This window comes from Streptomyces sp. NPDC085481 (assembly GCF_044541845.1).
Lineage (GTDB): Bacteria > Actinomycetota > Actinomycetes > Streptomycetales > Streptomycetaceae > Streptomyces.
In genome coordinates this window covers 111,828-123,931 of record NZ_JBITTJ010000017.1, presented here as the reverse complement: position 1 = coordinate 123,931, position 12,104 = coordinate 111,828, and the positions used below count along the sequence as shown (strand labels likewise).

General features: G+C 73.7%; 12 protein-coding genes. 6 read left to right on the top strand and 6 right to left on the bottom strand.

Going from position 1 to position 12,104, the window contains the following annotated elements; genetic code table 11:
* Nucleotides 1–4 precede the first annotated feature (4 nt).
* Together ACIGEZ_RS29830 and ACIGEZ_RS29825 are read right to left on the bottom strand one after the other, a co-directional pair.
* Entirely contained in the window at nucleotides 5–1,009 is a 1,005-nt protein-coding gene (locus tag ACIGEZ_RS29830; RefSeq protein WP_399837111.1) for an endonuclease/exonuclease/phosphatase family protein, read from the bottom strand.
* Between the two features lie 143 nt (nucleotides 1,010–1,152).
* Nucleotides 1,153–2,187, bottom strand: coding sequence for a LacI family DNA-binding transcriptional regulator (locus ACIGEZ_RS29825; protein WP_399837108.1), 1,035 nt, complete (start codon nucleotides 2,185–2,187; stop codon nucleotides 1,153–1,155).
* Between the two features lie 156 nt (nucleotides 2,188–2,343).
* Here ACIGEZ_RS29825 and ACIGEZ_RS29820 point away from each other — a divergent pair, with 156 nt between their 5' ends.
* Nucleotides 2,344–3,309, top strand: coding sequence for an ROK family protein (locus ACIGEZ_RS29820; protein WP_399837105.1), 966 nt, complete (start codon nucleotides 2,344–2,346; stop codon nucleotides 3,307–3,309).
* Between the two features lie 22 nt (nucleotides 3,310–3,331).
* Here the strand turns inward: ACIGEZ_RS29820 and ACIGEZ_RS29815 are convergent, their stop codons facing one another.
* Entirely contained in the window at nucleotides 3,332–3,511 is a 180-nt protein-coding gene (locus tag ACIGEZ_RS29815) for a hypothetical protein (RefSeq protein ID WP_399837103.1), read from the bottom strand.
* Between the two features lie 154 nt (nucleotides 3,512–3,665).
* Between ACIGEZ_RS29815 and ACIGEZ_RS29810 the strand changes: the two genes are divergently transcribed.
* Nucleotides 3,666–4,706, top strand: a complete 1,041-nt coding sequence (locus tag ACIGEZ_RS29810) for an NUDIX domain-containing protein (RefSeq protein WP_399837100.1) — start codon at nucleotides 3,666–3,668, stop codon at nucleotides 4,704–4,706.
* A 126-nt stretch (nucleotides 4,707–4,832) separates the two neighbouring features.
* Here the strand turns inward: ACIGEZ_RS29810 and ACIGEZ_RS29805 are convergent, their stop codons facing one another.
* Together ACIGEZ_RS29805 and ACIGEZ_RS29800 are read right to left on the bottom strand one after the other, a co-directional pair.
* Nucleotides 4,833–5,516 carry an MBL fold metallo-hydrolase gene (locus ACIGEZ_RS29805; protein ID WP_399837098.1) on the bottom strand — a complete coding sequence of 228 codons (684 nt, stop codon included), beginning with the start codon at nucleotides 5,514–5,516 and terminating at the stop codon, nucleotides 4,833–4,835.
* Between the two features lie 80 nt (nucleotides 5,517–5,596).
* Entirely contained in the window at nucleotides 5,597–6,964 is a 1,368-nt protein-coding gene (locus ACIGEZ_RS29800) for a dipeptidase (RefSeq protein ID WP_399837095.1), read from the bottom strand.
* Between the two features lie 193 nt (nucleotides 6,965–7,157).
* Between ACIGEZ_RS29800 and ACIGEZ_RS29795 the strand changes: the two genes are divergently transcribed.
* The gene (locus tag ACIGEZ_RS29795) at nucleotides 7,158–8,516 is read left to right on the top strand and encodes a geranylgeranyl reductase family protein (RefSeq protein ID WP_399837092.1); all 1,359 of its coding nucleotides are present in this window, start codon (nucleotides 7,158–7,160) and stop codon (nucleotides 8,514–8,516) included.
* A 118-nt stretch (nucleotides 8,517–8,634) separates the two neighbouring features.
* Here ACIGEZ_RS29795 and ACIGEZ_RS29790 read toward each other — a convergent pair whose 3' ends face one another.
* Nucleotides 8,635–9,120 carry a nitroreductase family deazaflavin-dependent oxidoreductase gene (locus ACIGEZ_RS29790; RefSeq protein ID WP_399837090.1) on the bottom strand — a complete coding sequence of 162 codons (486 nt, stop codon included), beginning with the start codon at nucleotides 9,118–9,120 and terminating at the stop codon, nucleotides 8,635–8,637.
* A gap of 149 nt (nucleotides 9,121–9,269) precedes the next feature.
* Between ACIGEZ_RS29790 and ACIGEZ_RS29785 the strand changes: the two genes are divergently transcribed.
* The 3 genes from ACIGEZ_RS29785 (at nucleotide 9,270) to ACIGEZ_RS29775 (ending at nucleotide 12,099) form a co-directional block, all read left to right on the top strand.
* Nucleotides 9,270–9,974 carry a TetR/AcrR family transcriptional regulator gene (locus tag ACIGEZ_RS29785; RefSeq protein ID WP_399837088.1) on the top strand — a complete coding sequence of 235 codons (705 nt, stop codon included), beginning with the start codon at nucleotides 9,270–9,272 and terminating at the stop codon, nucleotides 9,972–9,974.
* Nucleotides 9,975–10,162: 188 nt separating this feature from the next.
* The gene (locus ACIGEZ_RS29780; protein WP_399837085.1) at nucleotides 10,163–11,437 is read left to right on the top strand and encodes a sensor histidine kinase; all 1,275 of its coding nucleotides are present in this window, start codon (nucleotides 10,163–10,165) and stop codon (nucleotides 11,435–11,437) included.
* Nucleotides 11,434–12,099 carry a response regulator gene (locus tag ACIGEZ_RS29775; RefSeq protein WP_399837083.1) on the top strand — a complete coding sequence of 222 codons (666 nt, stop codon included), beginning with the start codon at nucleotides 11,434–11,436 and terminating at the stop codon, nucleotides 12,097–12,099. Before ACIGEZ_RS29780 ends, ACIGEZ_RS29775 begins: the two co-directional genes overlap by 4 nt.
* The last annotated feature ends 5 nt before the right edge of the window (nucleotides 12,100–12,104 follow it).

The following is a 12,104-nucleotide window of genomic DNA, read 5'->3' as shown; positions in this document are numbered from 1 at the left end:
GCGGCTACGGAGTGGTGACGGTCACCGTGGCGTCGACGATGCGGTGGTCGGAGCAGGCGATGTACGCGGTCCCGGCACCGTTGAGGCAGCGGTCCTGGGCGATGGGGTGGGCGTCCGCCCCGTAGGAGACCAGGCGGCTCTCCGCCGCGAAGGCCAGGTCCACCTTGGCGGGCTGCCCGCACGCGCCGGCCAGCGTGCCCTCGGTGGTCTGCTCGCCCCAGCCGGGGCACAGCGGATCCAGGTCGTCGAGTTCGCGGAACAGACCGGTGTTGCCCGCGTTGGCGGCGGTGGCGACGGACGGCGCGTACCAGGCGTCGAGCAGCGGGTCATGGGGCTGGACGTTGAAGTCCCCCGCGGTGATCACCGTGCCGCCCGCCGCCGTCCACTCCTCCATCTTGGCGCGCACCGCGTCGAGTTGGGCCTGCTTGTGCGCGCTCTTGAAGGTGATGTGCGTGGTGCAGAACCTGGGGCTGCCCGGCTGGGTGGCGAGGGGCGTGCAGAGCAGCTTGCGGGCCTTGTCCCCGTCGTACGGCAGGGTGATCCGGTCGGTGCCGCTGGGCGGGAAGCGGCTGAACACGGCGACGCCGTACGGGTCCTGATCGGGGCCGCCGCCGTCGTTCCCGCACAGATCGGCGTCCACGTCGGGCATGGGCTCGAACCGGGCGAAGTTGGTCGGGCTCTGCGGCCATCCGGCGTCCTGCAGGCCCTTGAGGATGGCCCGGTACTGGTCGGGACAGACCTCGTTGAGGGCGATGAAGTCGGGGTTCCGGTAGCTCACCGACCCGAGGATCGCCTTCACGAGTCCGTTGTCGGTCGACCCGCGGTTGATCGCATGGCCGGCGATGTTCCACTGCCAGATCTTGTACGTCGCCGTGCCGGACGCGGCGCTCGTCCCGACGGAGCCGGAGGCCGTTCCGGCGGCCGCGCTCGCCGTTCCGGCGGGCGCGGTCCACACCGTCAGGCCCAGCAGCGTGGCCGCCAGCACGATGAAGGTACGTAGCCTTGTCATGATCTCCCCGTCACACGTCCGGTCGATTCCCCGTGGATTCCCGGGCGATTCTTGGCGGAATGATCAAGAGCGTCAAGAGAAGGCCAGCGCCTGGGTCGTCAGGGGGCCCGGTGGCCGCGCTGTGCGACAGGGCCTGGGGGCGCCTAGACCTCAGGCGGCGCGATCTCGCCCGAGCCCCGGGCGATCAGCGTCGTCCCGAGCACCACCGTCGACGGCGCCTCGTCGGCCCCGTCGAGGCGCCGGAAGAGCAACTCGGCCGCCGTCCGTCCGAGCGCAGCCGCGTCCTGCGCGATGACCGTGATGCCCAGCAGATCCGCGAGCTCGATGTCGTCGAAACCGACGAGGGCGACCGGCCGTTCGCGCCCGGCGAGCACGCGTACCGCCGTCACCGTCACCCGGTTGTTGCCCGCGAACAGCGCCGTCACCGGCTCGGGACCCGACAGCATCGCCTCCGCCGCCCGCGCCACCCGCACCGGGTCCGTCGGCCCGAGCGACACCCACGCGTCGGCCACGTCCAGCTCCGCGTCCTCCATCGCCGCCCGGTAGCCGCGCAGCCGCTCGGTGGCCGTGTGGATGCGGGGCCGGTCGCCGATGAAGCCGATCCGGCGGTGGCCGTGGGCGATCAGATGCGCCACGCCCGCCCGCGCGCCGCCGAAGCTGTCGGAGAGCACGACGTCCGCGTCGATCCCGCCCGCCGGGCGGTCGACGAAGACGGTGGCGACGCCCGCCCGTATCTCCGGCTCCAGATAACGGTGGTCGGTGCCCGCCGGGATGACGATCAGTCCGTCGACGCGCCGCGCGCAGAGCGCCAGCGCCAGTTCCTGCTCCCGGTCGGGGTCCTCCGCGCTGGAGCCGTTGATGAGCAGTGCCCCGTGCGCCCGGGCGACCTCCTCGACGGCGCGGCTGAGGGGGCCGTAGAACGGGTCGGCCAGGTCTTCGAGGACCAGACCGACCGACGCCGTACGCCCCTTGCGCAGCACGCGCGCGCTGTCGTTGCGGCGGAAGCCGAGCGAGTCGATCGCCTCCTGCACGCGCCGTTCGGTGTCGGGCGTGACGCCCGGCTCCCCGTTGACGACCCGTGAGACGGTCTTGAGCCCGACGCCCGCCCGGGCGGCGACGTCCTTCATGGTGGGCCGATTGCCGTAGCGGTGCTCGGGGCGGCGGGCGATGTCGGCCACGGTGTGCGGTTCCTCCGTCGGGTGCGTGATCCCGCGATCACGTGCGTCTCGATCTCGTTGCTGTCGAGCATAGGCCCTGGACAACGTTGTCAGAGCGGGGAAGACTGTAGGTCACACCCACGTTCCGTCCGCCTGCCCCGATGGAGACACGAGCCCATGCCTACCGACCTCGTCACCGGCCTTGTCGTCGCCCTCGACATCGGCGGCACCAAGATCGCCGGAGCGCTGGTCGACGGCGGCGGCCGGATCCTGGTGCGGGCACAGCGGCCCACGCCCGCGCGGGAGGACGGCGAGACGGTGATGAGGGCCGTCGGGGCGGTCCTCGACGAGCTCGCCCGCTCACCCCTCTGGGACTCGGCGGGCGCCGTCGGCGTCGGCAGCGCCGGGCCCGTCGACGCCTCCCTCGGCACGGTCAGCCCGGTCAACGTCCCCGGATGGCGGGCCTTTCCGCTCGTCGAACGAGTCCAGCGGGCGGCCGGCGGCCGCCCCGTCACCCTCGTCGGCGACGGCGTCGCCATGACGGCCGCCGAACACTGGCAGGGCGCGGCCCGCGGCCACGACAACGCGCTGTGCCTCGTCGTCTCCACGGGTGTCGGCGGCGGTCTCGTCCTCGGCGGGCGCGTCCACCCTGGCCCCACCGGCAATGCCGGTCACATCGGCCACATCAGCGTCGACCTCGACGGCGAGCCCTGCGCCTGCGGCGGCCGCGGCTGCGTCGAAAGGATCGCCAGCGGCCCGCACATCGCCCGCCGCGCCCTGGAGAACGGCTGGCGTCCGGGCCCCGACGGCGACGCCTCCGCCGCCGCGGTGGCCGCAGCGGCCCGCGCGGGTGACCCGGTGGCCGTCGCCTCCTTCGAGCGCGCCGCACAGGCGCTCGCCGCCGGAATCGCCGCCACCGCCACCCTCGTGGAGATCGACATCGCCGTCGTCGGCGGGGGAGTGGCCGGCGCGGGCGAGGTCCTCTTCGCCCCGCTGCGGCGCAGCCTGCGCTCCTACGCCACCCTCTCCTTCGTCCAGGACCTGACCGTCGTCCCCGCCCTGACCGGCACGGACGCGGGCCTTCTCGGGGCCGCGGCGGCCGTGACCCCGCGCGCGGCGGTGGAGGAACCGGTAGGGCGCTGAACCCCCTGACGGGGCGCTGTCCTCAGCCCGGTACCCGCTCCGCCGAACGCTGCTCCACGATCACCAGGAACGCGTCCGTCTCCAGGTCCATCACCACCCGCGCCGCGAGGCCCTCGTCACGCCGTGCGCTCGCGAACTCCTCGGCGGGCAGACTGCCCCGCGGACCTCCCGCGGGAAACCGCTCCAGAACCGTACGACTCATCTCCGCACCCCCTCGTGCTCGCCGTCTCCAACGACGGTCCGTCGCGATGTGTTACGCGACGGGGGCGTCCCCGGTTCCCCCGCTGCTCCCCGCGGGGGTTTCCGTGGCAGGGTGTTGCGGGCAAGCCACAGGGGGCAACCGAGGAGGGGGAATCGTGATCGTCTGGATCAACGGTGCGTTCGGTGCGGGGAAGACGAGCACCGCGCGCGAGCTGGTCGATCTGATCCCGAACAGCACGCTGTACGACCCCGAGCTCACCGGCGGAGCGTTGAGCCGGCTCGTGCCGCAGAAACGTCTCGCCGAGGTGAGCGACTTCCAGGACCTGCCGATCTGGCGCCGGCTCGTCGTGGACACCGCCGCAGCGCTGCTCGCCGAGGTCGGCGGGGTGCTCGTGGTGCCGATGACCCTGCTGCGGCAGGAGTACCGGGACGAGATCTTCGGCGGCCTCGCCGCCCGCCGGATCGAGGTGCGGCATGTCCTGCTCGCTCCGGAGGAAACGATCCTGCGCCGGCGGATCGACGACCGGGTCGAGCACCCCGGCGACGACGGTGCGAAGGCCCGCGCCCGCCGCTGGTGCCACGATCACATCGCCCTCTTCCGGGCCGCCGTCGACGGCTGGCTCGGCGCCGACGCCTACGTCGTGGACAACTCGGCCCGCACCGCCGCGGAGACCGCGCGGGCGGTCGCCGACGCCCTCGACGCCGGCCACGCCGCGCCCTGCGGCATCGTCCAGACCCCCGAACCCACCGGCGAGACCCTGGCCGCGGGCGTCCTGCTCTTCGACGAGCACGACCGCTTCCTGCTCGTCGACCCGACGTACAAACCCGGCTGGGAGTTCCCCGGCGGCGTCGTCGAACCCGGCGAGCCGCCCGCCCGCGCCGGCATGCGCGAGGTCGCCGAGGAGATAGGCCTCGAACTCGACGCCGTACCCCGCCTGCTGCTCGTCGACTGGGAGCGCCCCCAGCCGCCCGGCTACGGCGGACTCCGGCTCCTCTTCGACGGCGGCCTGCTGCCCGCCGCCGACGCTGACCGCCTCCTCCTGCCCGGCGCCGAACTGCGCGCCTGGCGCTTCGTCACCGAGGAGGAGGCCGCCGACCTGCTCCCCCCCGTCCGCTACCAACGCCTCCGCTGGGCCCTGCGTGCCCGCGAACGCGGCACCGTCCTCAATCTGGAGGCCGGCACACCGGTCGGCTGAGGCGCCAGGGCGCGGGCAGCCGGCGCCGGGCCTCAGCGCCGCCGGTTTCGAGGGACGGGGGCCGGCGCGCGCGGTTCCGGCGGACGGGGATCGGGGGCCTGTCCGGCGGGTCATGACACGACCCCCCTAGCCGGCCGCCGCCTTCGTCAGTTGCTCCGTCGCCTCGGCCGTCACCGGCTCGCCGTGCCCGCAGCACAGCACCGACGGCCGCAGTTCCGCGAGCCGGCCGAGGGAGGTCATCGCCTCGGCCCGGTCCACGTGGAAGACGCCGAAGGTCACGCCCTGGTCCGTCGCCACCGTGTCACCGGTGAACAGCACGCCGTGCCGGGGGAGATGGACCGCGATCGAGCCCGCGGTATGGCCCGGGGTGTGGACGACGACCGCACCGTCGCCGAAGCCCAGCTCCTCGCCGTCCGCGACCTCGCGGTCCACCCGGGTCGGCGGGGCCTCGGGAACGGTCAGCCCGTGCTCGTACAGCGGCAGTTCCCAGTCGAGCAGATCCGGCTCGGGCACCGGCAGCTCGCCCCGGATCACCGGGGCGTCCAGCGCGTGCGCCAGGATCTCCGCACCGAAGCGGTCGGCCAGCTCCTGCGCCGAGCCCACGTGGTCGCGGTGGCAGTGGGTGAGCACGATCCGGCGTATGCGGGACGGGTCGAGGCCCGCCCCGCGCAACGCCGACTCGATCTCCGGCGCCGAGCCCACCCACCCGGCGTCGATCAGGGTCAGTTCCGTGTCGTCCCGCCACACATATGCCTGGCCGATGGAGAAGCGCAGCATGTACAGACGAGGAGTGATCTCTACGAGGTCCATGCCGCGAAGGTACGGGGCGGCCACGCCCGCCGTAACGATCTACGCTCTGGGCGAGTTCCGCCCAGAGCGTGACGCCCGGATCAACCCTGCTTGGAGGCCGCGTAGTTCAGCAGGAAGTGGGCCTCCGCCACCGAAAGGCGCTCCAGCTCCTGCGGCGACACCGACTCGTTCACCGCGTGGATCTGCGCCTCCGGCTCGCTCAGACCGATCAGCAGGATCTCCGACTCCGGGTACAGCGCGGCCAGCGTGTTGCACAGCGGGATGGAGCCGCCCATGCCGGCCGTCTGCATCTCCTCGCCCGGGTACGCGATCCGCATCGCCTCCGCCATCGACGTGTACGCCGGGCTCGACGTGTCCGCCTGGAACGCCTGGCCCTGGCCGACCTGCTCCAGGCTCACCCGCGCGTTCCACGGCGTGTGCTTCTCGATGTGCGCGAAGAGCAGCTCCGTCGCCTTCGCCGCGTCCTGGCCGGGCGGCACCCGCAGGCTGATCTGCGCGCGGGCCGTCGACGGGATCGACGGCGTGGCACCCGCCACCGGGTGGGCGTCGATGCCGATGACCGTCACGGCGGGCCGCGCCCAGATCCGGTCGGCCACCGAGCCGCGGCCCGGCAGGTCCACACCGTCCAGGACCTTCGCGTCCTTGCGGAAGTCGGCCTCCGGGTACTGCAGGCCCTCCCACACGGCGTCCGCCGGCAGCCCGTCGATGACCGTCGAACCGTCCTCGTCCCGCAGCGAGTCCAGGACGCGGATCAGCGCGGCCAGCGCGTCCGGCGCGGCCCCGCCGAACTGACCCGAGTGCAGGTTGCCCTGCAGCGTGTCGATCGTGACCCGGATCATCGTCATGCCCCGCAGGGTCGCCGTCACCGTCGGCAGGCCGACCCGGAAGTTGCCCGCGTCGCCGATGACGATCGCGTCCGCCGTCAGCAGCTCGGGGTGGGCCTCCGCGTACCGCTCGAGACCGCCCGTGCCCTGCTCCTCCGAGCCCTCCACGATCACCTTGACCGTGACGGGCACGCCGCCGTTGGCCTTCAGGGCGCGCAGCGCGAGCAGGTGCATGACGAAGCCGCCCTTGCAGTCGGCCGCGCCGCGCCCGTACCAGCGGCCGTCCTCACGCTCGGTCAGCTCGAACGGCGGGGTCAGCCACGCCGACTCGACCAGCATCGGCTGCACGTCGTAGTGCGCGTACAGCAGCACGGTCGGGGCGCCGGCCGGGCCGGGCAGCACGCCGTACACCGACTGCGAGCCGTCCGGGGTGTCGAGCAGCGCCACGTCCTGGAAGCCCTCGGAGCGCAGGGCGCCCGCCACCCAGTGCGCGGCGGCCTCGCACTCGCTGCGCGGGGCGACGGCCTCGTCCGCGACCGACTGGAAGGCCACCAGCTCCGTCAGCTCCGCCTTCGCGCGGGGCATCAGGGATGCGACGGTCTCGGCGATCGGATTCGCGGTCATGGGCACGCTCCTCGTGGGTGCGACGTTGTGACGGGTGTCAGATGTCGTGCTCGGCCGTAGTTCGGTTGTACGGCGAACACATCGCCGATCCTACGGCGCGGGCGGTACGGGGCGGCTCGGCCGGGCCCGGCTACCGGGCCGTAAGATCGTGCGGAGCAGGAACCACCGGTCGGATCAGGAGCAGAAGCACATCGTGAGCAGCGAGAACGCAGACGCCGGAGCGGCAGAGGCTGGAGCGGAGGCGGGGGGCCCGGAGGGGGACCCGACCGTCTGGGACGTGGTCGTGGTGGGCGCCGGACCCGCCGGAGCCTCCGCGGCGTACGCGGCGGCCGTCGCCGGACGCCGGGTGCTGCTCCTGGAGAAGGCCGAGCTGCCCCGCTACAAGACCTGCGGCGGCGGCATCATCGGCCCGTCGCGCGACGCGCTGCCGCCCGGCTTCGAACTGCCCCTGCAGGACCGGGTGAACGCGGTTACGTTCTCCCTCGACGGCCGCTTCGCGCGCACCCGCCGCTCGCGCCGCATGCTGTTCGGGCTGATCAACCGGCCCGAGTTCGACGCCCAGCTCGTCGAGCACGCCCAGAAGGCGGGCGCCGAGTTGCGCACCGGAGCCACCGTCAGCCGCGTCGAGCAGCACGGTCCGGCCGTCCCGGACCGGCGTACCGTCGCCGTCGTCCTCGCCGACGGCGAGACGATCCTCGCCCGCGCCGTCGTCGGCGCCGACGGCAGCGCCAGCCGCATAGGGGCGCATGTCGGCGTGAAGCTCGGCCAGGTCGACCTCGGCCTGGAGGCGGAGATCCCGGTCCCGCCGTCGGTGGCCGAGGACTGGAAGGGGCGCGTCCTCATCGACTGGGGACCGCTGCCGGGCAGTTACGGCTGGGTCTTCCCCAAGGGCGACACCCTGACCGTCGGTGTCATCTCGGCCCGCGGCGAGGGCGCGGCCACCAAGCGCTATCTGGAGGACTTCATCGCCCGGCTCGGCCTCGCGGGCTTCGAACCGGCCATCTCCTCCGGCCATCTGACCCGCTGCCGCACGGACGACTCGCCGCTCTCCCGCGGCCGGGTCCTCGTCTGCGGCGACGCGGCCGGTCTCCTTGAGCCGTGGACGCGCGAGGGCATCTCCTTCGCGCTGCGCTCGGGGCGGCTCGCCGGCGAATGGGCGGTACGGATCGCGGAGGCGGGCGACGCGGTGGACGCGCGCCGGCAGGCGCTCAACTACGCCTTCGCCATCAAGGCCGGGCTCGGTGTCGAGATGGCCGTGGGCCGGCGGATGCTGGCGATCTTCGAGCGGCGGCCGGGGCTGCTGCACGCGACGATCACGGGCCTGCGCCCCGCGTGGAACGCGTTCACCGACATCACGCGCGGCTCGACCACTCTGGCCGGCCTGGTCCGCGGCAACGGCTTCGCGCACCGCGCGCTCGACCTGCTAGACCGCCGGATCGACACCTCGACGGGCGTGGGTCAGGCGGGGCGGGGGGTGGCACCGCGCAAGGACGAGGCTGCGGGCGGTGCCGGCGGGGACGCGGCCGAGCCGCAGGTGCCCGAGGCTTCCTGAGGCTCGGGTATGTGAGGCACGAGGCTTTCCGAGGCCCGGGGCCTTCTGAGGCCCTGGGCTTTCCGGGCCGGGAGCGACCCGGTGGGTGAGGGCGGCGCGGACGGGGTCCGCGCCGCCCTCACGCGTGGGTGATGCGGAAGACGGGGTGCTTGGGCGCGACGGCGCGCAGCTCTTCGTCCGTGGAGTCCGGCCCGACACCGTCGAAGAAGATCCCCACCTCGGCCTTCCAGCGCTTGAGGTAGGCGCGCAGCAGCGCGGGCTTGTCGTCGTCCGCGATCTCGACGGCGGTGAACGGCTGTACGTGCTTGCCGAGGTGCAGCTCGCCCCCGCCGGCCGCCCGCATGTTGTGCGTCCACTGGACGTGGCCGCGAGGGGCCACCAGGTACTGGGCGCTGTCCACCGTCAGGAGGTTGACGGGGGTGCGGCGCCATTCGCCGCTCTTGCGGCCCCGTACGGCGAGGACGCGGGAGCCCCAGACGCTGATGCCGCGGCGGGTCACCCAGGCGACGGCGCGGTTGACGACGTTGATCGTGAACCAGCCGGGCTTCATGACGTGGGCGGCGGGCTGAGCGGGCTGGCCGGGCTGTGCGGGCTGGGCGGACATCGGGGCCTCCTGAACGGGGATGTGTGAGCACCGCCCCAAAGTGTGAGCACTGCTCTCGCTTGAGATCAGTGTGCATGGGTCGGTGCTCACAAGCAAGAGCACCGCTCTCGTTTCAGTGCGCTGCTCCGAAACATGGCAGACTGCTCTTCATGACCACCGTTCAAGGAGCCCGCGCCCGCGCCCGGATCGAGATCACCGCCGCCATCAAGGACGAGGCCCGGCGCCAGCTCGCCGCCGAAGGCGCCGCCAAGCTCTCGCTGCGCGCCGTCGCCCGCGAGCTCGGCATGGTCTCCTCCGCGCTCTACCGCTACTTCCCCAGCCGCGACGACCTCCTGACCGCGCTCATCATCGACGCCTACGACGCGGTCGGCGCCGCCGCCGAACGGGCCCACGCCGCCACCGGGTCCGCCGCACCCGGCGACCACCTGGCACGATGGACCGCCGTCTGTCGCGCCATCCGCGGCTGGGCCGTCGAGCACCCCCACGAGTACGCCCTCATCTACGGCTCCCCGGTGCCCGGCTACACCGCCCCCCAGGACACGATCGTCCCCGCCTCCCGCGCCGGGCTCCTCCTCGTGTCCATCGCCCGCGCCGCCTACAACGACAAAGGCGTGGCCCCGCCGCCGCTCCCGGCGAGCCTGCACCCCGAGTCGGAGCGCCTCGCCGCCGACCTCGCCCCCGACCTGCCGCCGGCCCTCGCCACCGCCCTCGTCTTCGCCTGGGCCCAGCTCTTCGGGCTGATCTCCTTCGAGGTCTTCGGCCAGTTCAACAACGTCGTCGAGGACCGCGACGCCTTCTTCGCCACCGCCGCCGAACGCCTCGGCCGCGAGGTCGGACTCCTCCGGAAGCCGTGACAGGCGAGGGACGGCCGGCCCCCGCGTCGGCTCCACGTCGGCACCGCGTCGTCTCCGCCTCGGCCCGCGCAGTAGCCTGCGCGCTCCGTCTCCGCACGCCGTCGCCACACCCGTACTCCCCGGGGAGTACGGGTGATCACCCCGCCCGGCTGACGCCCCGGCACCCCGGCCCCGTCTAGCGTGGCGGCATGGACGAACAGGCGACCAGGACACCGGCCCCCGGCCACGAAGGACCGCCGGGCGACCGAGGGCCCTGGCGCCGGGGGCCCTTCCGTGGTGGCGCCGGTCACGGCGGGCCGTGGGGGTGGGCCGCGCGTGAGCCCGGTGCCGGGCTGCCCTGGCGCTCCACGCTGCTCGTCGCCGTCTTCGTCGTGGTCGGTACGGGCTTCGCCGCCCGGAACCAGCCCGACCGCCTCGCCCTCGACGCCCTCGGCCGCACCCTGCTCCTGCTCGGCGCGGCCCTGCTCCTGCTACGCCACCGCCACCCCGTCCCGGTGGTGTTCGGCGTGTCGGCGCTGACCCTGGCGTACCTGGCGGCGGGATTTCCGTACGGCCCCGTCTTCGTGACCGTCGCCGTCGCCTGCTTCGCCGCCGTCGTCCACGGCCACCGCCGCGCCACGTGGTGGGCGCTCGGCCTGCTCTGGGCCGGCCATCTGCTCCTCGCGCACTGGCTGTACCGCTATCTGCCGCCCGACGGCGACGGCCCCGCCCCCTGGGGCCAGGAGCTCCCGGTCGCCGCGTTCGTCGTCGCGATCCTCGCCGCCTCCGAACTCGCCCGCGTCCGCCGCGAGCAGTGGGCCAGGGAACGCGCCGAGCGCGCCGCGGGCGAGCGCCGCAGGGCCGACGAGGAACGGCTGCGGATCGCCCGCGAGCTCCACGACGTCCTCGCCCACTCGCTCTCCGTCATCAACGTCCAGGCCGGTGTGGGCCTCGCCCTCCTCGACTCCGACCCCGGCCAGGCGCGTACCGCCCTCACCACCATCAAGGCGGCCAGCAAGGAGGCGCTGGGCGAGGTACGACAGGTGCTCGACACCCTGCGTACCCCCGGCGACGCGCCCCGGGCCCCCGCGCCCGGCCTCGACCGCCTCCCCGAACTCGTCGAGCAGGCCGCTGCCGCCGGCCTCACCGTAAGGACCGAGACCGAGGGCCGGCGCAGACGGCTGCCGCCCGGCACGGAGCTCGCCGCCTTCCGGATCGTGCAGGAGGCGCTCACCAACGTGGTGCGCCACTCCGGATCGCGCACCGCCCGGATCCTCGTGGGCTACCGGCCGGCCGCCCTGGACCTGCGGATCGACGACGACGGCCCGGCCACCGGCGGCGACGCCGGCGGCAGCGGCAACGGGCTGGCCGGAATGCGGGAGCGGGCCGCCGCCCTCGGTGGCACGATCGAGGCGGGCACCCGGCCGGACGGCGGCTTCCGGGTGCACGCCGTCCTCCCCGTCCGCCCCGAGGAGTCCCCGTGATCCGTGTTCTGCTCGCCGACGACCAGTCGCTGGTACGGGCCGGTTTCCGCGCGCTCCTGGACGCCCAGCCGGACATCGAGGTGGCGGCCGAGGCCGCGGACGGCGAGGCGGCCGTCGCCCGCGTGCGGGAACTGCGCCCGGACGTCGTCCTGATGGACATCCGGATGCCCCGCCTCGACGGCCTCGCCGCCACCCGGCAGATCACCGCCGACCCGGAGCTCGGCGCGGTCAGGGTGGTCATGCTGACCACCTTCGAACTCGACGAGTACGTCTTCGAGGCCATCCGCTCCGGCGCCTCGGGCTTCCTCGTCAAGGACACCGAACCGGAGGAACTCCTGCGCGCCGTCCGCGCCGTGGTGGACGGCGACGCACTGCTCTCGCCGGGGGTGACCCGCCGCCTCATCGAGGAGTTCGCGGCCCGCTCCAAGCCGCCGGCCACGGCCAGGGGGCTCGACGAACTCACCGAGCGGGAACGGGAGGTGATGGCCCTCGTCGGCATCGGCCTGTCCAACGACGAGATCGCCCGCCGCCTGGTCGTCAGCCCGCTCACGGCCAAGACCCACGTGAGCCGCACCATGGTGAAGCTCGGCGCCCGCGACCGGGCCCAGCTCGTGGTCCTGGCCTACGAGTCGGGCCTGGTCCGCCCCGGCTGGCTGGGCTGAGCGGG